The organism is Flavobacterium palustre (genome assembly GCF_014639535.1).
Lineage (GTDB): Bacteria > Bacteroidota > Bacteroidia > Flavobacteriales > Flavobacteriaceae > Flavobacterium > Flavobacterium palustre.
In genome coordinates this window covers 786,466-805,757 of the sequence record NZ_BMGA01000001.1, presented here as the reverse complement: position 1 = coordinate 805,757, position 19,292 = coordinate 786,466, and the positions used below count along the sequence as shown (strand labels likewise).

At 33.2% G+C, this 19,292-nt stretch carries 21 protein-coding genes; 15 read left to right on the top strand and 6 right to left on the bottom strand.

The window, feature by feature from the left end:
- Positions 1 to 13: 13 nt before the first annotated feature.
- The gene (locus IEV84_RS03240) at positions 14 to 244 is read right to left on the bottom strand and encodes a DUF6341 family protein (RefSeq protein WP_188492347.1); all 231 of its coding nucleotides are present in this window, start codon (positions 242 to 244) and stop codon (positions 14 to 16) included.
- Between the two features lie 135 nt (positions 245 to 379).
- Between IEV84_RS03240 and IEV84_RS03235 the strand changes: the two genes are divergently transcribed.
- Positions 380 to 1,309, top strand: a complete 930-nt coding sequence (locus IEV84_RS03235; RefSeq protein WP_188492345.1) for a DUF6427 family protein — start codon at positions 380 to 382, stop codon at positions 1,307 to 1,309.
- Here the strand turns inward: IEV84_RS03235 and upp are convergent.
- Positions 1,304 to 1,957 carry a uracil phosphoribosyltransferase gene (gene upp / locus IEV84_RS03230; protein WP_188492343.1) on the bottom strand — a complete coding sequence of 218 codons (654 nt, stop codon included), beginning with the start codon at positions 1,955 to 1,957 and terminating at the stop codon, positions 1,304 to 1,306. The two genes, IEV84_RS03235 and upp, sit on opposite strands and share 6 nt — an antisense overlap.
- A gap of 98 nt (positions 1,958 to 2,055) precedes the next feature.
- Between upp and IEV84_RS03225 the strand changes: the two genes are divergently transcribed.
- The 4 genes from IEV84_RS03225 to IEV84_RS03210 all read left to right on the top strand — a co-directional run bounded on the left by IEV84_RS03225 (position 2,056) and on the right by IEV84_RS03210 (position 7,557).
- Complete coding sequence (locus IEV84_RS03225; protein ID WP_188492341.1) at positions 2,056 to 2,661, top strand: DUF4254 domain-containing protein; 606 nt, start codon at positions 2,056 to 2,058, stop codon at positions 2,659 to 2,661.
- A 43-nt stretch (positions 2,662 to 2,704) separates the two neighbouring features.
- Positions 2,705 to 3,712, top strand: a complete 1,008-nt coding sequence (locus tag IEV84_RS03220) for a glycosyltransferase family 9 protein (RefSeq protein WP_188492339.1) — start codon at positions 2,705 to 2,707, stop codon at positions 3,710 to 3,712.
- Positions 3,713 to 3,943: 231 nt separating this feature from the next.
- Positions 3,944 to 6,724 (top strand): outer membrane beta-barrel family protein, encoded by a 2,781-nt coding sequence (locus IEV84_RS03215; protein ID WP_188492337.1) that lies wholly within the window; start codon positions 3,944 to 3,946, stop codon positions 6,722 to 6,724.
- A gap of 71 nt (positions 6,725 to 6,795) precedes the next feature.
- Positions 6,796 to 7,557 (top strand): GLPGLI family protein, encoded by a 762-nt coding sequence (locus tag IEV84_RS03210; protein ID WP_188492335.1) that lies wholly within the window; start codon positions 6,796 to 6,798, stop codon positions 7,555 to 7,557.
- Positions 7,558 to 7,597: 40 nt separating this feature from the next.
- On the opposite strand, the gene IEV84_RS03205 is transcribed toward IEV84_RS03210, so the two are convergent.
- The 4 genes from IEV84_RS03205 to IEV84_RS03190 all read right to left on the bottom strand — a co-directional run bounded on the left by IEV84_RS03205 (position 7,598) and on the right by IEV84_RS03190 (position 9,829).
- Positions 7,598 to 7,906 (bottom strand): hypothetical protein, encoded by a 309-nt coding sequence (locus IEV84_RS03205; protein WP_188492332.1) that lies wholly within the window; start codon positions 7,904 to 7,906, stop codon positions 7,598 to 7,600.
- Positions 7,907 to 7,975: 69 nt separating this feature from the next.
- Positions 7,976 to 8,275: a helix-turn-helix domain-containing protein gene (locus IEV84_RS03200; RefSeq protein ID WP_188492330.1), complete on the bottom strand. Its 300-nt coding sequence runs from the start codon at positions 8,273 to 8,275 to the stop codon at positions 7,976 to 7,978.
- Entirely contained in the window at positions 8,259 to 8,648 is a 390-nt protein-coding gene (locus IEV84_RS03195; protein WP_306451640.1) for a type II toxin-antitoxin system RelE/ParE family toxin, read from the bottom strand. Before IEV84_RS03195 ends, IEV84_RS03200 begins: the two co-directional genes overlap by 17 nt.
- 131 nt (positions 8,649 to 8,779) lie before the next feature.
- Entirely contained in the window at positions 8,780 to 9,829 is a 1,050-nt protein-coding gene (locus tag IEV84_RS03190; protein WP_188492329.1) for a ferredoxin--NADP reductase, read from the bottom strand.
- A 127-nt stretch (positions 9,830 to 9,956) separates the two neighbouring features.
- Here IEV84_RS03190 and IEV84_RS03185 point away from each other — a divergent pair, with 127 nt between their 5' ends.
- From IEV84_RS03185 to atpA, 10 genes are all read left to right on the top strand, one after another.
- Positions 9,957 to 10,292 carry a PadR family transcriptional regulator gene (locus IEV84_RS03185; RefSeq protein WP_026712854.1) on the top strand — a complete coding sequence of 112 codons (336 nt, stop codon included), beginning with the start codon at positions 9,957 to 9,959 and terminating at the stop codon, positions 10,290 to 10,292.
- Between the two features lie 10 nt (positions 10,293 to 10,302).
- Positions 10,303 to 10,974 (top strand): hypothetical protein, encoded by a 672-nt coding sequence (locus IEV84_RS03180; protein ID WP_188492327.1) that lies wholly within the window; start codon positions 10,303 to 10,305, stop codon positions 10,972 to 10,974.
- A gap of 160 nt (positions 10,975 to 11,134) precedes the next feature.
- Complete coding sequence (porW, locus tag IEV84_RS03175; RefSeq protein WP_188492325.1) at positions 11,135 to 13,762, top strand: type IX secretion system periplasmic lipoprotein PorW/SprE; 2,628 nt, start codon at positions 11,135 to 11,137, stop codon at positions 13,760 to 13,762.
- A gap of 5 nt (positions 13,763 to 13,767) precedes the next feature.
- Complete coding sequence (locus IEV84_RS03170; protein ID WP_188492323.1) at positions 13,768 to 14,160, top strand: bactofilin family protein; 393 nt, start codon at positions 13,768 to 13,770, stop codon at positions 14,158 to 14,160.
- Entirely contained in the window at positions 14,138 to 14,368 is a 231-nt protein-coding gene (locus tag IEV84_RS03165; protein WP_188492975.1) for an AtpZ/AtpI family protein, read from the top strand. Before IEV84_RS03170 ends, IEV84_RS03165 begins: the two co-directional genes overlap by 23 nt.
- Positions 14,369 to 14,990: 622 nt before the next feature.
- A complete protein-coding gene (gene atpB, locus IEV84_RS03160) occupies positions 14,991 to 16,154 on the top strand; it encodes a F0F1 ATP synthase subunit A (RefSeq protein WP_188492321.1) in 1,164 nt (387 codons plus the stop codon).
- A 100-nt stretch (positions 16,155 to 16,254) separates the two neighbouring features.
- Positions 16,255 to 16,446, top strand: coding sequence for an ATP synthase F0 subunit C (atpE, locus tag IEV84_RS03155; protein ID WP_026712861.1), 192 nt, complete (start codon positions 16,255 to 16,257; stop codon positions 16,444 to 16,446).
- A 122-nt stretch (positions 16,447 to 16,568) separates the two neighbouring features.
- Entirely contained in the window at positions 16,569 to 17,069 is a 501-nt protein-coding gene (locus IEV84_RS03150; protein WP_071184333.1) for a F0F1 ATP synthase subunit B, read from the top strand.
- 4 nt (positions 17,070 to 17,073) lie between these two features.
- Positions 17,074 to 17,607, top strand: a complete 534-nt coding sequence (atpH, locus tag IEV84_RS03145) for an ATP synthase F1 subunit delta (protein ID WP_188492319.1) — start codon at positions 17,074 to 17,076, stop codon at positions 17,605 to 17,607.
- Between the two features lie 37 nt (positions 17,608 to 17,644).
- Positions 17,645 to 19,222 carry a F0F1 ATP synthase subunit alpha gene (gene atpA / locus IEV84_RS03140; RefSeq protein ID WP_188492317.1) on the top strand — a complete coding sequence of 526 codons (1,578 nt, stop codon included), beginning with the start codon at positions 17,645 to 17,647 and terminating at the stop codon, positions 19,220 to 19,222.
- Positions 19,223 to 19,292: the final 70 nt, after the last annotated feature.

Here is a 19,292-nt window from a genome sequence, read left to right as displayed (position 1 = left end):
GTTTTGTACTATCTTATTTTAAGAAAGAGTGCGCTGTAGTATCTTGATTTTCAGTTCCGGCATCATCAAAAATACGTAATTGTTTAATCCAGTAAACGATTGCTGCTGAACAAATAATCATAAAAATCCAGTTTAGAAAATTTGCGCCAAACCAAGAAACTAGTTCTAATGAACGTAACCAATCTAATGGTTTGAAAAGAAAATCTACAAAAAGAGATTGTATTCCTTCGAAAAATGCTTTCATGATATAGAATTTAAAATTTTATTAATGTTGTTGGGTAAATACGAAAATGATTATCCGAATAATAATTTTGCTATAACTCGTTTCCTTTTTTGAACAAGTAGTATATTTACAGTCACAAAAGTATAAAATATCCTTATGATTACAAGTGTTTTTAAAAAATCTACACTATTAAATTTTTCTTTAGTAGTATTTTTGATATTGTTTTTTGATTTTATATATCAAATTCAGGATTTAGCTTGGTCAAATTCGGCTGTTTTGATTTTAAAAAAATCAGTAATAGGAGTTGTAATTTTGTTTTCGGGATTGATTACTAATTTTGTGTCTAAAAGAAATAGTATCAGCAAAGACAGTGGTTACAGCATATTGTTCTTTTTGTTGTTACTACTTTTTTTCCCAACACTTTATGACAATATCAATCTGGTTTTTGCTAATTTTTTTATTCTTTTAGCACTTCGCAGATTGATTTCGTTACAATCTCAAAAAGCATCCAAAGAGAAAATATTTGATGCTTCTTTATGGATTTTTATAGCATCTTTATTTCATTTTTGGTGTATTATTTTTTTGGTTTTAGTATTTATTTCTATCATTTCCCATGTTTCCGGTGATTATAGAAACTGGCTTTTACCTTTCATCGCTTTTTTTGCTATAGCAATTATTTTTGCCATGTATTCATTAGCATTTAATACCGATGCCATAAGTTATATTACCAATGGAATTGCAACTAATTTTAGTATAGATTATTTTACCAATAATTATCAAAATGCAGCCTTGTCTATTTATGCAACAGTGGCTTTGTTTTTTGTTATTTCGATGGTAATGACATTGTCTTCCAGACCATTATTGTTGCATACTTCGTTTAAGAAAATTTTGTTTGCGTTTTTTATAGCAGTTATTATTTATGTAATTTCAGATAATAAAAGCAATGATTTATTAGTGTTTACCATTGCTCCTTTGGCTATGATGGCAACAGCTCATATCGAAATGCCGCAACAAAAGTTGAATCAGGAATTGGCTTTAGGAGTTTTGATATTGTGTAGTTTGTTCGCTTTTTTCTCCCAGTTATAATTTAATTCCGTAAGCTAAGTCACCGGCATCACCAAGTCCGGGAACAATGTAGCTGTGCTCATTTAGTTTTTCGTCTAATGCGCCAATCCATAAATGACAGTTTTCAGGCAAATGTTTTTCCAGATAAGCAATACCTTCAGGAGCGGCAATGGTTACAGCAATGTGCAAGTTTTTTGGTGTTCCTCTTTCCATCAATCGGTTATAAACGGCAACAATGGATTGTCCGGTAGCCAACATTGGGTCAATTAGTAAAACACATTTATTATTGATATCGGCAATGGCCTGGTATTCGACTTTTATTTCAAAATAATCGTCGTTATTTGGATGATATCGGTAGGCTGAAATGAATCCGTTTTCGGCCTGGTCAAAATAATTTAAAAAGCCTAAGTGCATGCTCAAACCCGCTCTCAAAATGGAACAAAGTACAACGGAATCGGCAATTTGAGTAGTTTTTTTGATTCCAAGTGGTGTTTGAATTTCGATGGTTTTGTATTCTAAATCTTTGCTTATTTCGTAGGCAATAATTTCACCAATGCGTTCTATGTTTCGTCTGAAACGCATGGCATCTTTATGAATGTTAACCTCACGTATTTCAGCTAGAAAATGGTTCAGAATGCTGTTTTTTTCAGATAAATAATGAATTTGCATGGCAGAATAATTTTGGTTAGAAATGACAGTGAGAAAGTTGGAATCTAATTTTTTTATAAAAGTATAAAAAGTATCTTTGTCCAAATAAAAAGATAAAGATGTTTTCAAAATTAGCCTATTCCGTTTTTGAACAAAGTATAAAAGATTATCACCAATTTGATAATGTGGATCAACCTATAAATAATCCTTACCCAAAGGATCAGTTCGAGCATTTATTGTATTTAAAAAACTGGATTGATACGGTTCAATGGCATTTTGAAGATATCATTCGTGATCCACAAATTGATCCTGTTGCGGCTTTGACTTTAAAAAGAAGAATCGATGCTTCTAATCAGGAACGTACGGATATGGTGGAATATATTGATAGTTATTTTCTTCAAAAATACAGTAAAGTTCATGTAAAAGAGAATGCTAAAATCAACTCCGAAAGTCCGGCTTGGGCATTTGACCGTTTGTCAATTTTAGCATTGAAAATTTATCACATGACTGAAGAAGCGACTCGTGCTGAAGCTTCACAAGAACACAGAGATAAATGCCAGGAAAAACTAAATGTACTTTTAGAACAAAGAACTGATTTGTCAACGGCAATTGATGATTTGTTGACGGATATTGAAAACGGCGATAAATTCATGAAAGTGTACAAACAAATGAAAATGTACAACGATGATGAATTGAATCCTGTTTTGTACCAGGGGAAGAAATAATTTGGAGAGTCAGTTGACTTCAAAAATTCAACATATAGCCGTCATGAGACTCTCCGCAATGGGAGATGTTGCTATGACGGTTCCTGTTTTACGGGCTTTTGTAAAACAGTATCCTAATATTAAAATAACGGTCATTTCCCGACCGTTTTTTAAACCTTTTTTCGAATCGATACCTAATGTTACTTTTTTTGCTTTTGATGAAAAAGAACGACATAAAGGCTTTCCGGGTCTGATTCGATTGTTTAATGATTTACGAAAGTTAAAAATTGATGCTTTTGCCGATTTGCATAATGTACTTCGTTCTAAAGTTGTGAGAACACTTTTTGCTTTGAGCGGAAAAAAAACAGCTTCTGTTGACAAAGGAAGAGCCGGAAAAAAGGCCTTAACCAGATCCGAAAATAAAGTATTCGTACAATTGCCAACAATGTTTGAAAGACATGTAAAAGTGTTTGAAGAACTTGGTTTCAAGCTTGATTTGTCTAATCCAACATTTCCTGAAAAAGCTGTTTTAAATGCTGATATTCTGGAAATAATTGGCGAAAATCACGAAAAATTAATCGGAATTGCACCTTTTGCACAGTATGATTCTAAGGTGTATCCTTTGGATTTAATGCAGGAAGTTATTGCACAATTGGCACAAAACCAAGATAATAAAATACTTCTTTTTGGTGGCGGAAAAAAAGAAATTGAAATCTTAGATTCTATTTCGAAACCTTATGAAAACGTCATCAATATGGCTGGAAAAATCAAATTTCAGCAGGAATTACAACTCATTAGCAATCTTGATGTGATGCTTTCTATGGATTCCGGAAACGCTCATATTGCAGCGATGCTTGGCGTAAAAGTCATAACACTTTGGGGTGCTACACATCCTTTTGCCGGTTTTTCGCCTTTTAATCAGTCCTTGGAAAATGCCTTGGTTGCCGATAGAAATTTGTTTCCAAAATTACCTACTTCGGTATATGGAAATAAAAAAGTGGAAGGCTATGAAGATGTTATGCGTACCATTAGCGTTGATTCCGTTGTGAAAATTTTAAATAATTGTCAATAAGTAAATTAGGCTACATTCTTACTCAAGCTTGATATTTCCTCAGTTTTTTTATTGAAAGAATAATTTTACCAATTATTTAACAAATAGCTTTTAAATTATAAGTGTAAAAAATACTATTTTGGCTCTCTGTGAGTTAGGTCTTACAACTCTGGATTAATTCAGGAAAAAGAGGAACTTTTTTTATCAAGTTGCTTTTTTAGATGTTAATACAATATAAACAGAAACTATTTTATGCCAAAAATTACATTAACAATTGCAATTTTGTTCTTATTCTCTTTTTCAGCATTTTCCCAAAAAGCTACTATTTCAGGTCTTATAACTGATAGTAAAGATAAAACTCCGGTTTATAATTCGGTTGTGGCTTTACTTACTCCTGTCGATTCTGTTTTATATAAGTTTACCCGATCGGACCAACAGGGTAAATTTAATTTTAAAGATGTAAAATCAGGAAATTATATATTGATGACTTCGCATAGTCAATATGCTGATTATGTAGATGCTGTACTTGCTAACGGAGGCGATATAAAACTGGGAAATATTGCTTTGAAAAGTAAAATAGAAGTGCTTCGGGAAGTAGTTGTAAAAGCCGGTTCAATCAGAATTAAAGGCGACACTACCAGCTACAGAGCCAGTGATTTTAAAGTAGATGCTAATGCTAACGTTGAAGAATTACTTAAAAAACTGCCGGGAATACAGGTAGATAAAAATGGAGTAATCAAAGCAATGGGTGAAACGGTACAAAAAGTATTGGTAGATGGCGAAGAATTTTTTGGTGATGATCCGGGTATGGCGGTAAAAAACTTAAGAGCCGATGCGGTGAAAGAAGTTCAGGTTTTTAATAAGAAAAGCGATCAGGCCGAGTTTACAGGAATTGATGATGGTGAAACTAAAAAAACAATTAATCTGAAATTAAAGGAAGATAAAAAGAAAGGTTATTTTGGTAAAATAGATGCGGCAAATGAACCATTTTCGGATGCAGATTCCCGATATAACACCAATTCGATGTTTAGCAGTTTTAAAGGAAAAAGAAAACTGTCGGCATTTTTATTGAATGGAAATACCGGGCAGGATGGATTGAGCTGGCAGGATAGCGATCGATTTGGAGGTCGTGATGATATCAGCATGAATATGGACGACGATGGAAATGTAAGTTATGAATGGACAGGCGGCAATAATGACGAAGAACCTTATATAAATACTCAAAATGGTTTTATCAAAAACACTAATGCAGGATTGCAGTACAGCAACAAGTGGAATGATAAACAAACATTGAATGTGTCGCCAAAATTCAATAATCAAATTTACAATAACAATAATACCAGATTTACCCAAACACGAATAGGAGAAACCCAATTAAACGAAAACACATCTACAGTAAGTAATGTAAACAGAAGTAATTTTAAACTAAATGCTACTTATGATGTAAAATTAGATTCTTTAAACTCTATAAAATTTACCGCCAGAACTAATTTTTATGATACTGAAAGTGATGAATTTACTAACGGAACCACTACCGGAGCAGATGGAGTGCTGAAGAACAAACAGCAAAAAACATTTACTACAAATTCGGATAAGGAATCTTTGTTTGCGAGTATTTTGTTTAAACATAAATTTGCCAAAGCCCGTCGTACATTTTCGGTAAACGGGAGTTGGAGCAGCCTGAATACCAATTCAAATAATTTTTTAAAGTCTTTCAACGAAAGTTATGAAGGAGGTGTTTTTGCTTCCAGAACCGATGTGAATCAAAATAAAGTAGGAGAGAGAACAAATCAAAATTTAGCTGTAAATGTTACTTATACCGAGCCGTTGAGCAAGCAATTCGCATTACAATTTGCCTATCAACTTACTTATAATACGGGTAAAAGCAATTATCTAACCTATGATTATTCTGAAGATACCAGCGAATATGATGTGGTTGTAGATGCTTTATCAAACCAGTTCAAACAGGAAATAACAACTCACAGGCCCAATATAAAATTGAGTTACAATGCTAAAAAAATCAATTATAGTTTTGGAAGTGGTTTTGGTTTTACTTCATTTGATTTGTTAGATCAAACCATGGACAAAGAATACAAGCGTAATTACACTAATCTTTTCCCGGCTGCCAATTTTACTTATAAGTACAAAAGCAACAGTAATTTGCGTCTTGATTATCAGGGAGCAACCAGACAGCCTACAATAGATCAATTGCAACCTTTAAGAAACAATCAGGATTTCTTTAATCAGGTTGTGGGTAATCCGGATTTAAAACAATCCTTTAGCAACAATATAAGAATATCGCACAGTAGTTATAGTATTTTGACAGAATCGCATTTTTACCAAAGTATTAATTTTAGAACGACTTCTAATTTAATTACCTATAACAGAGATATAGATCCGGAAAGCGCTAAAACAATTTCCACACCTATAAACACAAACGGTAATTTCTCGGGTAATTTTTATTTTGGATATGGATTTAAGATAAAAAAAATAGATTTACGTGTCAATCTTAATCCGTCGCTTAGCTATAATAAATCAGTACTTAGTATTAATAACAAACTCAATAATTCAAGTAATTTGAATTCAGGATTTTCGGTTTATTTAAATAAATTCAAAGAAAAGAAATACGAATTCAGTTTAAGTAATAGTTTTTCAAATAACCGAAACCGTACTTCTCAAAACGATGAAATAAAATCATTTAACACCAATAATTTAAGCTTGGATGCCGGAATTTATTTCAGAGAAAAGTGGAAACTTTCTACCGATTACAATTTGAATACCAGACAAAAAACGGCTGATTTTCAGGACAATCTTAGTAATCAATTGTGGAATGCAAGATTGCAACGCACCTTTAAAAAAGACGAGTTTACGGCTTATATCATGATACGGGATATTTTGAATCAAAACGTAGGCATAAACAGATATAATTATGAAAATATTGTAGGAGAAGAACAAAACGACAGGCTTAAAAGATATGTGATGGTAGGCTTTACCTGGAATTTTAAAAACGGAAACGGAACAGAAAAAAAATAATGAGTTGTAACGACTGGAAATTTCAATGAGAATTTCACAACTTATAACTTCTAATACATAATTTACAAACGATGAAACCAATACTTTTTTTTATAGCAGCATTTATTTTTACAAGCACATTACAAGCGCAGCAATTTGTAGATAAAGCTGTAATTGAATATGAAGTAAGTACCAATCTAAAAAAAACGATGTCTAATGACAGTTGGGACGAGATGCTGAAAGAGAATCTGTCTGACCTGAAAATATCCTATTTCAATTATACTTTCGCCGATAATAAAAGTCTATTCAAATTTGACAGATGGAGTCCAAAAACAAGAATACCAAAACACGAAAAAGATGCTGATGAAGAAAACAGCTGGTATTTTGATTTTACAACCGGAACTATGAGTATGCAAAAACAAATAGTAGGAACTAATTTTGTTATAGCTGATAGTATTCCAAAAATTGAATGGAAAATCACCAATGAAAACAGGGAAATAGCCGGTTACAATTGCCGAAAAGCCGTAGGTAAAATCATGGACGATGTATATGTATTTGCTTTTTATACGGATGACATTACCATTTCGGGCGGTCCTTGTTCCATTTCCGGTTTGCCGGGTATGATTTTAGGACTTACCATTCCACGATTATATACTTCTTATATTGCTACTAAAGTTGATGTAACATTCACTAACGCTTCCGAAATAAAACCCATTACAGCCAAAAAAATGTATGATTTAAAAGGATTAAGAACAATGATTGAAGAAAAAACGAAGGATTGGTTTAGTTATGGCGATGATAAGGAAGAAAACAAAAGACAGAAAAACATGTTCTTTTGGAATGCGTTTTTGTAGTAAATCCTAATTTTTATGCCGTTGGAATTTGGAATTTCATTTACAAATAAATCTTTTCGTCTTTACATCGCTCATAAATATAGTTTTTTAGATTCGAAATGGTTTCCTGATAATCGGGTGCGGGATAACCATAACGGTCGTGTTCCATTTGCTCTTTTTCGATGGCGTTGCAGCCTTTAATCACTTCTTTGAGCATATCAAGCATGGCGAGTTCTTTATTGTCTGTTTTTTGAAATTTAAACTCCACAATTTCGTCTTGTAATTCTTCACAATAATCTATAAGTTGTTGCACTTCCGGTTCGTCCAGAAGCGAAGGATTGTTCTTGAATATTTCCCGAATGGATTTCATGGTGTGTATAGATTAAAAATTAGATATTAAATCTTTACAAACTAAAATGCTTGCACTAGTTTGTAATTTTTAAGCTATTGAAATAGAAATTTTTTTTCCTAATCCAATTTCTAATAATCGATACAAAGTAGAAAGTTGAATATCTGTATGACCATTTTCAATTCTTGAGATAAAACTTTTTTTAGTTCCGGTTTTATCTGCTAGTTCTTGTTGAGTTAAATGGGCTAGTCTGCGCTCTTCTTTTATCAATTCGCCAATTGCAAATGCTTTAGCTTTAATTTCAAAATTGATTCTTTCTGAACTTCCTGGCTTTCCATATTTGGATTCTAAAAGTTCATCAAAAGTTGTAATGTTATTTTCTTTTTTCATTGTCTTTTATCTTAAAATAGGCTTCTTTAAGTTTTTCCGCTTTCTCTATTTCACTTTTTGGAGTTTTTTGAGATTTCTTTTGGAAACCATTAAAAAGGACAATTAGTTTGCCTTCGTCAAAACAACAAAATATTCTAAATATATTGCCTCCAAATTCAATTCTAATTTCATACAAACCATTTGTTCCGCTCAAATGATCAAAGAATTTTTTAGGAATTCTTTCTAAAACAGTAATCATAAAAAGAACTTCATCAATTTTCTTTTGAACTTTTTCGTTTTGAAGATTATAAAACTCCAAAAAGTAATCTTGATAAAATATGATTTGTCGAATTTTTTCCATAGCAAAGTTAACTAATAATGTAACAAAAATCAATATTTTGTTTAAAACTCTTTGCTAATATAAGAAAAACCCCAACATCCTTAAAACAAAAAACTTCCCTTTTCAGAGAAGTTTTCGTTAAATATTTAATTTTTGAAATCTGCAATCTAAAATCTGCCATCTGATTAAACATCATCATAATCCACATAGATAGTATCTGATGTTGGATGAGCCTGACAGCTTAATACTAAGCCTTCGGCAATTTCTTTATCGGTTAGGATAGAGTTTTTCTTCATTTCGGCACTTCCTTCTGTCACGCGGCAAAGACAGCTGCTGCAAATTCCGCCCTGGCAGGAATAAGGTGCATCGATTCCCTGTTTTAAAGCGGCTTCCAGAATGGTTTGTTTTTGAGACATTTCGAAAGACGTCTCTTCGTCGTCCACCATAATGGTAATTTTCGAATGTCCGCTCAACTCTTTGATTTCATTTTCAAAAGCGGATGCCGTGAACAATTCAAACTTAATGGCCGAATCTTTTACGTTTTTCTCTTTCAAAATTCCCGAAACCGTATCAATCATTTGTTCAGGACCGCACAAATAGAACTTTTCAAATTCTAAGGCAGCGTGTTTGTTATTCAAAACATAATTCACCACCGATTTATCAATTCGACCAAACAAAGCTTCATCAGCCTTGGCCTGACTATATACATAATGCACAAACAATCTGTTTACATATTGCAGGTGCAAGTCATGTAATTCCTGGTGAAAAATGGTTTCTTCAGGCGATTTATTTCCGTAAACCAATACAAAAGAACTTTTTGGTTCGCTTTTTAAAACCGATTTCAGTATAGACAAAACTGGCGTGATTCCGCTTCCTGAAACAAAAGCAACATAATTTTTTTGTTTGTGTGCATCGGGTTCAAAAGTAAATTTTCCTTCCGGTTTTCCTACTTCGAGCATATCGCCTGCTTTTAACTGGCTATTGGCAAATTGAGAAAACAAACCATCTTTTACGGCTTTTACGGCAATGCGCAATTCGCCACTTTCAGGCGAAGAACAAATGGAATACGCACGACGAATTTCTTTTCCGTCCAATGTTAATCGGATATTTACGTACTGTCCCGCAATGAATTTATAATTGTCTTTTAATTCTTCAGGTACATTAAATAGAATCGAAACGGCAGCGGCGGTTTCTCTTTTAACCTCTTTTATAATGAGTTTCAAAAAATTGGGCATGTGATATAATTTTTGACAAAGATAGCAAACGGAATAGCTTCTTAAAATCAAAAGATAAAAATTTAATACCTAAATTTGTTATGTATAAGAAACTTATGTATGTTTGTTATTCAAAATGAAAGCGATCATGAAAAACTCACAATTATACAAAGGCAGTCTAAATACCATTATCATGAAATTATTAGAAGAAAATGGTAAAATGTATGGTTATGAAATTACCCAAAAAGTAAAAGCTATTACGCAAGGAGAATTGAATATTACCGAAGGGGCACTTTATCCTGCTTTGCATAAACTGGAAGCCGATGGTTTTCTTGATGTAGAGATTGAAAAAGTAGATAATCGTATGCGAAAATATTATAAACTAACAGAATCGGGAGAAAAAGAAACCGTCAATCGACTCTCGGAATTGGAAGATTTTATTAGAAATATGCAGAGTTTAGTGAATCCAAAATTAGAATTTTAATTTTCGAGCTATGAAATTAACCAACGAACAAATTGCAATTATTGACCAAACGTTAATAGATAAAGGTGTGGTTTATGAAGAAATTAAACTGGAATTACTGGATCATATTGTAACGGATATTGAATTAGAAACCGAAGAATCTAATTTTGATGTTGCTTTTTCTAAAGCTATGCTTAAATGGGAAAGAGAATTGGAAGAAATTAATCCTTCAGGAAAATTTGCAGCTCCAAGAATAGTTATGGAAAAGTTTTCTTCATTTTTTAAAGGTCAATATAAATTCTTGTTTCCAGCTGCTGCTATTTTTAGTTTTTTAATAGCAATCATTACAACGTTATATCCAGAAGAATTTGTTTATAATACTGTAAAACTAGTTTTTTATTCGGTATATTTTTTATTTTGTTTTGGCGGAATAATTAGTCTATTTTTTATTTCGAAAACAAAATCAAAAACAATTTCTGGAAAATTGATTCAAAAGAGTTGGTGGTTTCTTGTTTTACAATTTTGCGTTATTTACGTATATTCAAGTAGCTATAGTCGTTTGTATCGCCATTATAATAATGAACCGTTTTTGGGAAAATTTATCGAATGGTTAATGCCTTTTTACTTTTTTTTGAACGCCTTCCATTTAATTATGATTGCAATAGAACATTTTAGAACAGTCAGAAAATATAAATTGGTTTGATTTTTTGCAAAAGATATAAAATCAATAAGTTAATAGCGTAAAATGATTCAATAGAAAAGAATAGATGTTTAAATTTCTATATTTCAAAAAGAAACGTATTTTTACCAGTCATTATACTAAAAAAACTTTTTAAAAGTTTAATGATAAAAACTGCGAATCATTGAAAACCAATAAATTTAAATATTCAATTCCTTTAGGATGTTTGTGTGTTTTGGTAGCCTGTTCTACTAGAAATGATACTTTTTTGGCTAGAAATTCACATGCTTTAAGTACTCAGTACAATATTTTATACAACGGTCAAATAGGCTTAGACAAAGGAATTAAAGGCATCGAAGCCAGTAACGAAGATAATTTTTGGGAGCGTTTGTCTATTGAACCCATGCACATCAACGAAGATATTGTAGTAGATACCACAAAAAATGCCGATTTTAAATTGGCAGAAGCCAAAGCTACTAAAGCCATTCAAAAACATTCGATGAATATTGGCGGCAAAGAACGCAATTCGCAAATTGATGAAGCTTATTTATTGTTAGGAAAATCCCGTTACTACGATCAGCGATTTATTCCGGCGCTGGATGCATTTAATTATATTTTGTACAAATATCCCAATAGCAGCCGAATTGAAGAAGCTAAAATTTGGCGTGAAAAAACCAATATGCGTTTGGGTAACGATGCTTTGGTGATCAAAAATATTAGCAAAATGATCAAAGAGCACAAACCTCAAAAACAGGTTTTGGCTGATGCTAATGCACTTTTGGCAGCTTCTTTTTTAAACTTGGAAGAAAAAGACAGTGCCATTGTCAAGTTGAAAGAAGCCGTAATCTTTACAAGACGAAATAATGAAAGAGCCAGATACCGTTTTATTCTGGGACAACTGCACGAGGAAATTGGTCAGAATGAAATCGCAAAAGAGTATTATCAGGCGGTTATCAAAATGAATCGAAAAGCCGATAGAAAATACATGATGCAATCTCAGGCAAGATTAGCGGCATTATTTGATTATCAAAATGGGGATAAATTTGCCTTTGATGAAAAATTCCATAAACTTTTAGAAAATCGTGAAAATCGTCCTTTTTTGGATATTTTAAATTACCAAATGGGCGTTTTCTATGACAAGCAAGGCAAGGACGAGAAAGCTTTGCAATATTACAATGCTTCTTTAAAAAAGGCTAAAACCGATAATTATTTAATAGCGTCCGACTACAGAAATATTGGAAATATGCATTTTAGAAATGCACGTTATCCATTGGCTGCTAAATATTACGACAGTACTTTAGTAAAACTAAATCCTAAAACCAGAGAATTTATTCATATTGAAAAAGTGCGTAAAAATCTCGATGAAGTAATTTTCTATGAAGACATAGCTACCAGAAATGACAGTATTCTGAATGTGGTTGCCTTACCTGAACCCGAAAAAACGGCTTATTTTAACGGTTACATCGAAAAACTAAAAAAGTCAGATGAAGCCAAAAGAATTTTAGAGGAAAAAGAAGCCGAAAAGCAAAAGAATATCGAGAGAAACAGTAAATCATCTACGGCTGATGTTGCCGTTTCGGCAAATGGAAAAGCAGCAGCTGTGGCTGCATTTACTCCGCCTTCTATGGCTGGTCTTGGAGCAGAGAGCAGTTTTTATTTTTACAACCCTTCAACGGTATCTTTTGGAAAAATTGCCTTTAAGAAAAATTGGGGAAAACGTACAGCAACTGGATTTTGGAGGCTTTCTTCATCGACTAATCTAAATGCTAATGTAGCTGTCGCTACAGATTCACTTGAAGTTCAGGAACAGGAAACAATAGTGGAGGAAACTTCGAAAGAAAAAGAAAAAGTAACAGAACCAAAATATACGGCTGAGTTTTATGTACAACAACTTCCGGTTTCAGCAACAGCCATTGACAGTATTGCCAAAGAGCGCAATGATGCTTATTATCAGTTGGGACTTATTTATAAAGAAAAGTTCAAAGAATACGATTTAGCTGCCAAAAAATTAGAGCAGTTATTAGCCAATCAACCCGCAGAAAAATTAGTGCTTCCGAGTTGGTATAATTTGTATAAAATTTATCAAATTACCAATAATGACAAGGCTGAGGAAATCAAAAACCGGATTAAAGCTCAATATCCATATTCGCGATATGCGCAAATTTTAAACAATTCCAATGTAATTGTTGAAGAAGGAAGTCCGGAGGAAGTTTACAAAAAACTGTACCAGCAATATAACAACGAAGAGTTTGAAGCTGTTGCAGCAAAAGTGGACGGATTAATCAATCAGTTTTCGGGAGAAGAAGTCGTGCCTAAATTAGAACTGTTAAAAGCCAATACCATTGGAAAACAAAAAGGATTAGTTGCTTATAAAACTGCATTGGAATATGTGGCTGCGACTTATCCAAATACTGAAGAAGGTAAAAAAGCACATACTATTCTGGCAGAGCAAATTCCGTTATTGGAACAAATGGATTTTGATTTTAAAGTATCAAGCCATTGGAAGATTTTGTATCCGGTAGCTACAAATGCTGCTGCTGATAAAAAAGCCATTGAGGAAAAAATTAACAAATTTATCAATGCAGAGAATGCTCAGAAATTAAATCTGGCTTATAATTCTTATGCTGAGAACGAAGGTTTTGTTATCGTTCAGGGTATTTCCACGCAGGAATATGCAAGTAGTGTGGCGGGTGTTTTAAAAGAAAATCCAAGTTACCAAATAACGACTGCTCCTATAATTATTTCTAACGAAAATTATAAAATAGTTCAAATTAAGAAAAACCTAAAGTCTTATTTAGAAGCCAAAAAATAATTGTGATGTTTAATAAAAAAGAAAAACCCTACACCGACCTTTTAGGAAAAACCAACAGAATTGTGGAAGGAACAATCATAAAAGGAGATATTATTTCGAAGGCTGATTTTAGATTAGACGGCGAACTGATAGGGAATTTTCAGTCAATGGGAAAGTTGGTCATAGGGCCTACGGGAAGTGTTACGGGAGACATTAGTTGTAAAAATGCTGATATTGAAGGAAAATTTAACGGAACAATTGCCGTAGCTGAATTGTTAAATATTAAATCCAAAGCAAGTATTCAGGGTGCTGTTACCGTGGGGAAATTAGCCGTAGAACCCGGAGCCGATTTTTCGGCTTCCTGTATCATGAAAGAAAGCAGTAGTATAATAGATGATGGAAACGAAGCCCAACAATAAGAAACCGGGCAAGTGGCTCGCTTTGATTAATATTCCCATACAAATGGGAGTAATTATTTTTTTGTTTGCCTATCTGGGCGACTGGCTCGACGAAAATCATCCACATCCTAAGATTTATTACAATAAAATATTGGTTATGGTGGGAGTCTTCTTAGCACTATATAATGTAATAAGGCAGGTAAACGAGATTAATAAAGACAAAGAATAAATTTTCTTTCCCCGCGTCGCTAAAAGGTGAAAAAATTATTTAAAATTTATCAAAATTACACTCTTAGAGACGGGGAAATTAATTTTGATGAATTTTTGGACAAACAACAATTATGATTTTAAAAAATTACAAAGACCTTCTTTTTTTATTTATTTCGGTAGTCGTAGCTTATGTGGTGCATAAGTTGGTTTTTTATTTTTTTAAAATCAATCAGGAGACTTTTTATTACAGCATAGAAAAATTGTATGCTATCTTTTTTTTGTTGTCGCTGTTAATCATTTTTATTCTTTTAATGATTAAAAAACGCAATTTCGATCAGTTAGGAATGTCTTTTTTGTTGTTAACCAGCAGCAAACTTATTTTCTATTATTTGCTCTTAAAGCCGATTTTAAATATCAGTCATTACGACATTAGAATAGAGAAGATTAATTTTTTTGTACTATTTGTCCTTTTTTTGACAATTGAGACAGTTGTAACTATAAGAATATTAAGCAAAAAGCCTTAAATTTGAGGCTTTAATGAGAGATTAAAAAAAATATATTTTTATATCCTTTTAGATATTAAATAATAATGTACCTTTGCGCCAAATTTTAGAAACGTAAATATAACATATTTAGTAATTATGGTGATTTTAAAGAGACCACTTAGATTTATAATAGCAACATTTTTAGCGTGTCTTCCATTGGTAAGTTTTGCAAATCAAGAAGTTGATTCGGCACAAGTAAAGGTAGAAGCCACTCACGAAGTAGCAGCCGAAGGGCATCATGAAGGAGCTCATGCTGAACCAACAGATTTAAAATCTAAAATTAAAGCGTTCATTGGTCACCACGTTTTAGATTCTCATGATTTCTCATTAACTCAGGATGATGAAACCGGAGAAAGCTGGGGATTCCCATTACCGGTTATTTTATGGGATAATAATGAATTACACGTTTTTTCTTCTGCAAAATTCCACCATGGAAAAGAAGTAGCAGAATCTAAAGGTAACTATTATGCTATCAACCACCACGATGGTAAAATTTACAGAACAGATGCTTCAGGAACAATTCATGAAAATGAAGAAACTGGTTTCCCTACCAATGTTCGTCCTATTGACTTCTCAATTACTAAAACAGTAGTTTCAATTATTGCCGCTGCTATATTGATGTTTTTCATTTTTACAAGTCTGGCTAAATCTTACGCTAAAAACGGAGGAATTGCTTCTGGAGTAGGTCGTATTTTTGAACCATTAGTAGTATATGTTCGTGACGAAATTGCGATTCCAAACATTGGTGAGAAAAAATACAAAAACTACATGAGTTATTTATTGACAATCTTCTTCTTTGTATTGTTCTTAAATATCTTCGGATTAACTCCACTGGGAATTAATGCTACAGGTAACTTAACAATTACTTTCTCATTAGCATTTTTAACTTTCTTAATTACAAACTTAACAGCTAATAAAAACTATTGGGGACACATTTTCTGGATGCCGGGTGTGCCAAAACCAATGCGTATTATTTTAGCACCAATTGAGTTGTTAGGTGTTTTCATCAAGCCTTTCTCATTAATGATTCGTTTGTACGCGAATATTTTTGCAGGACACATTGTATTGATGAGTATTATTGCTTTAATGTTTATCTTTAAAAGCTGGATTGGAAGTCCGTTATCTTTTGGATTAGCATTTGCACTTTCTATCCTTGAAATTTTAGTTGCATTCTTGCAGGCTTATATTTTCACAATGTTATCGGCACTTTATTTTGGTGCGGCTGTTGAAGAACACCACCACGAAGAAGGGCACCACTAAAAAGCAGATTTAAGATTTAAGAATTTAGATTTCATAAATCTAAAATCAGAAGTCAAAAATCTAAGATTAATTTGAATGTTTAATTTTTAATATATATATCATGGAAATTCCACAAATTATTGGAGCTGGATTAATCGTTATCGGAGCAGGTTTAGGTATTGGTAAAATTGGTAGTTCAGCAATGGACGCTATTGCTCGTCAACCAGAAGCTTCAGGAAAAATCCAAACAGCTATGCTTATCGCTGCTGCACTTATTGAAGGTATTGGTTTCGCAGCTTTATTCGCAGCTTAATTAAAACTAAAAAAAGCAATAGTTGCAACGGTTGGTTGTAACTATTGTTTTAAAATTAAAACATTACATTGCAGCAATGCAACAAGATTAAATTTAGAATATAAAACTTAGAATTATATATAATGGAAAAGTTAATAAATCAGTTTGAGTTTGGTTTGTTTTTTTGGCAAGTATTAATATTTGTTGGATTAATATTATTATTGAAAAAATTCGCTTGGAAACCTATTCTTGATGCAGTTAATGAAAGAGAAGAAGGAATCAAAAACGCATTAGAATCTGCTGAAAACGCAAGAAAAGAAATGCAAAATTTGCAAGCTGACAATCAAAGAATTTTGAACGAGGCAAGAGCGGAGCGTGATGCGATGTTGAAAGAAGCTCGTGAGATGAAAGAGAAGATGATTGCAGATGCTAAAGGTGAAGCTCAGGCACAAGGTGAGAAAATGATTGAGCAGGCTAAAGCAGCAATTAACAGCGAAAAAAATGCAGCTATGGCTGAATTGAAATTGCAGGTTTCTACTTTGTCATTGAGTATTGCAGAGAAATTATTGAAAGACGAATTATCTAACACTGAAGCTCAAACTAAATTAGTTGAGAAAATGTTAGGTGACGTAAAGCTAAACTAAGATTATGGCAGGTACAAGAGCAGCAATTCGTTACGCAAAAGCGATTCTTAGTATGGCAGACTCAATAGGAGTTGCTAACGAGATTAATAACGATATGGTTTTAATTGCTTCAACTATTAAAAGTAACTCTGAATTAAATACGTTTATTCAAAGTCCAACTATTAGTGTTGATGTAAAAGAAAATGCACTATTGGAAGTTTTTGCTAATGTTAATGGTGTAACTAAAGGTTTCTTTCATTTATTATTCGAAAATAAAAGATTTGAAATCCTTGAAGCTATTGCAGTAGCATATTCTGAATTATTTGATGAGGCTAATGGTTTAGAAGTAGCTGTAGTAACTACTGCTATCCCTATGGATGCTGGTTTAGAAGCTAAAGTTTTGGCTAAAATCGAATCTTTGTCAGATAAAAAAGTAACAATTAAAAATGTAGTAGATCCGGCAATCATTGGGGGATTTATTTTAAGAATAGGCGATAAGCAGTACAATGCTTCTATCGCTAACCGATTACAAGTATTAAAAAGAGAATTAAGTAACTAGTTTTATTGCACATTAAGTGTCTAAATTATAAATTAAGATGGCGGAAATCAAACCTGCTGAAATTTCAGCAATATTAAGAAAGCAAGTAGAAGGTTTTGAATCTGGCGCTACGCTGGAGGAAGTAGGAACGGTACTTCAAGTTGGAGATGGTATTGCTCGTATTTACGGGCTTTCAAATGTACAATACGGAGAGTTAGTAGAATTTGAAAATGGTCTTGAGGCTATTGTATTGAACTTAGAAGAAGATAACGTAGGTGTGGTACTTTTAGGACCATCTACAGGAATCAAAGAAGGTTCTACTGCAAAAAGAACACAACGTATTGCTTCTCTTAAAGTAGGAGAACAAATGGTAGGACGTGTAGTAAACACTCTTGGTTTTCCAATTGATGGAAAAGGACCAATTGCTGGTGAATTATATGAAATGCCTTTGGAAAGAAAAGCTCCTGGAGTAGTTTTCCGTCAACCAGTTACTGAGCCATTACAAACAGGTGTAAAAGCAGTAGATGCTATGATCCCGGTTGGTAGAGGTCAACGTGAGTTGGTTATTGGTGACCGTCAAACAGGTAAATCAACTGTTTGTATTGACACTATCTTAAATCAAAAAGAATTTTATGATGCTGGTAAGCCAGTATTCTGTATCTATGTTGCAATTGGGCAAAAAGCTTCAACTGTAGCAGGAATTGCAAAAATGTTAGAAGAAAAAGGAGCAATGGCTTATACAGTTATCGTTGCTGCTAATGCTTCTGACCCTGCTCCAATGCAGGTTTATGCTCCTATGGCAGGTGCTGCTATCGGAGAATACTTCAGAGATTCTGGACGTCCGGCTTTAATTGTTTATGATGATTTATCTAAACAAGCTGTGGCTTACCGTGAGGTATCTCTTTTATTAAGAAGACCACCGGGACGTGAGGCATATCCTGGAGACGTTTTCTACTTACACTCTCGTTTATTAGAGCGTGCTTGTAAAGTTATCGCTGATGATGGAATTGCTAAAAACATGAACGATTTACCAGAGTCTATCAAAGGAATCGTTAAAGGTGGAGGTTCATTAACAGCTTTACCAATTATCGAAACTCAGGCTGGTGACGTTTCTGCATATATCCCAACAAACGTAATCTCTATTACCGACGGACAAATTTTCCTTGATGGTGATTTGTTCAACTCTGGGGTTCGTCCTGCAATCAACGTAGGTATCTCTGTATCTCGTGTTGGAGGTAATGCTCAAATTAAATCAATGAAAAAAGTATCTGGTACTTTAAAATTAGACCAGGCTCAATTCCGTGAATTAGAAGCTTTCGCGAAATTTGGTTCTGATTTGGATGCTGTTACTTTAAACGTAATTGAAAAAGGAAAAAGAAACGTTGAAATCTTGAAACAAGGTTTGAACGACCCTTATACTGTTGAAGACCAAGTAGCAATTATCTATGCTGGTTCTAAAAACTTATTGAGAAATGTTCCTGTTGCTAAAGTAAAAGAATTCGAGAAAGATTTCTTGGAATTCTTAAACGCTAAGCACAGAGCTACTCTTGATGCTTTGAAAGCCGGAAAATTAACAGACGAAATTACAGACGTAATCGAGGCTGTGGCGAAAGAAGTTTCTGCAAAATATAACTAAGAAAAAAGTTAGAAGCTGGAAGTTAGAAGTTAAAATCTAACTTCCTACTTCCATCTTCCAACTCCAAACT